This is a genomic window from Myxococcus sp. AB025B (assembly GCF_006518215.1).
Lineage (GTDB): Bacteria > Myxococcota > Myxococcia > Myxococcales > Myxococcaceae > Myxococcus > Myxococcus fulvus.
Genome location: NZ_SRLW01000757.1, coordinates 1 through 392, shown reverse-complemented (window position 1 = coordinate 392; position 392 = coordinate 1). Strand labels below are relative to the sequence as shown.

Here is a 392-nt window from a genome sequence, read left to right as displayed (position 1 = left end):
CTTCCAAAAGGACAGCCGTAAGTTATCTTGTAAATCATTTCACTCGAAGACCTTTGCTCAAACCTTAAGTCCACATGAAGTCGTTAGGAAGACACTAGACTTTTCAGAAGAACTCGCTAATTATTATAACCTCTATCAGCTGTTGCTGTTTCACTTTCAAGAGAAGAGGGTAGATGAGTTTTTTGAGCTCATAGAGGAGAATGTAAGCAAGGTCAATCATTACTTCAAAACTGTCTTTAGGACCTTCCTTAAACACAAACCATACATCAAAAATGCGCTAGAAACACATTACTCAAATGCAAAATTGGAGGGGACCAATAAGCTTATCAAAGACATCAAACGTCTGGGCTTCGGTTTTAGAAACTTTATTAACTTTAGGAAGCGTGTTTTCA

At 37.5% G+C, this 392-nt stretch carries 1 protein-coding gene; it reads left to right on the top strand.

Going from position 1 to position 392, the window contains the following annotated elements; genetic code table 11:
• On the top strand, positions 1-392 hold a 392-nt coding region (locus FL311_RS43825; RefSeq protein WP_141333615.1), incomplete at both ends, for a transposase.